Consider the following 1702-nt stretch of genomic DNA (forward strand, 5'->3'; position numbering starts at 1 on the left):
AAACAGATAGCCCATCGCTTACATATTAGTGAATGGACTGTTGCTACCTATTTACGGCGAATTTTTGCCAAATTAGGGGTAGATAGTCGTGCCGCTATGGTCTATCGTTGTGCCTCTCTCATTCAACTGTTGCAATCAGATTTCGATGTTCAGGAATTAGCAACTATTTGATTAGCTAGTTTATAGGAGAGTGGGAAGCTTTTTTTCAGTGATCAGTGAACTGATAACTGATACAGCCTTTCCGATCAAGATGAAGTATAACCGAATGTGGTATTGACGACCGACTCCTGACTGCACGAAAAACTTTTTCGGTAAACCCGAAATAATCAAAGGGTGAGCATTGCCCACCCTTGCTAATTAAGCAGTTACTACCGGGGAAGCTAACCGTTTAAAGGTCAATCTTTCATCGGCCACATCGACAAAAATCGTGTCTCCCCCTTTGAACTCGCCGCGCAGAATTGCCTTAGCGATCGGAGTTTCCACATATCTTTGTACTGCCCGTTTTAAGGGTCGCGCACCGTACACTGGATCGTGACCAATTTCTGCTAGATAATCGAGGGCAATATCGGCAAGTTTCAGGGCTAATTTTTGTTCCATCAAGCGATCGCTGAGATTGGCTGTCTGTAGTTTGACAATCGATCGCAGTTGCGCTTTTTGTAAACTATGGAAAATGATCGTTTCATCGATACGATTGAGGAATTCGGGACGGAAACTATTCCGCATTGCTTCCATCACCCGCGCCTGCATTTCCTCGTAACGAGACTCATCACCAGCCACGTCTAAAATGTATTGAGAACCGATATTACTGGTCATAATAATGATGGTATTTTTGAAATCAACCAGATGACCTTGAGAGTCGGTTAAGCGCCCATCGTCAAGGATTTGTAACATAACGTTAAAAACGTCGGGATGGGCTTTTTCAATCTCATCAAAGAGGATGACAGAGTAGGGACGACGCCGGATTGCCTCGGTTAATTGTCCTCCTTCATCGTAGCCGACGTATCCCGGAGGCGCGCCCATGAGACGGGAAACGCTGTGTTTTTCCATGTATTCCGACATATCGATGCGAACTAGAGCCTCTTGCGTGTCAAAGAGATTGCGCGCTAAAGCTTTCGCCAATTCTGTCTTACCAACACCCGTCGGACCGAGAAAAATAAAGCTGGCCGTGGGACGGTGGGGGTCTGATAAACCGGCGCGGGAACGTTGAATCGCTTCGGCCACGGCTGTGACCGCTTCCTCTTGACCGATGACACTTTCGTGTAATTCCTCTTCCAGATTGAGGAGTTTTTCTTTTTCCGATTCGATCAATTTATTGAGAGGAATTCCCGTCCATTTCGAGATAATTTCGGCGATATCCGATTCGAGAACTTCTTCCCTTAATAAACTTTTACCGGTGGTTTGTTTGTCGGCCAATTGAGTTTCTAGGGCGGACATTTGCCGCTGCAGATCGGTTAATTTTCCGAACTTTAATTCCGCAGCACGATTATAATCATAATCTCGTTCTGCCTGTTGAATTTCTAGATTAACTTGTTCGATCGCTTCTTTAACCCCACGAACTTTATCGATAATCTCTTTTTCCCCTTGCCATTGGGCATTTAATCCCGATTGTTCTTCCTTGAGGTTAGCCAGTTCTTTTTCTAACTTTTCTAACCGTTCTCGCGAAGCTGGATCGTATTCCCGTTGTAGGGAAAGTTTTTCCATT

The 1702-nt window shown here is 44.9% G+C and carries 2 protein-coding genes; one reads left to right on the forward strand and one right to left on the reverse strand.

Annotated elements, in window-relative coordinates:
- Positions 1-6: 6 nt before the first annotated feature.
- The gene (locus PX636_RS05595; RefSeq protein WP_288116446.1) at positions 7-171 is read left to right on the forward strand and encodes a LuxR C-terminal-related transcriptional regulator; all 165 of its coding nucleotides are present in this window, start codon (positions 7-9) and stop codon (positions 169-171) included.
- 186 nt (positions 172-357) lie between these two features.
- Here the strand turns inward: PX636_RS05595 and PX636_RS05600 are convergent.
- A partial coding sequence (locus PX636_RS05600) for an AAA family ATPase (RefSeq protein ID WP_288116445.1) occupies positions 358-1702 on the reverse strand: 1345 nt, incomplete at its 5' end.

Origin of the sequence: Microcystis sp. M53598_WE2, from assembly GCF_030067735.1 — a bacterium.
GTDB lineage: Bacteria > Cyanobacteriota > Cyanobacteriia > Cyanobacteriales > Microcystaceae > Microcystis > Microcystis aeruginosa.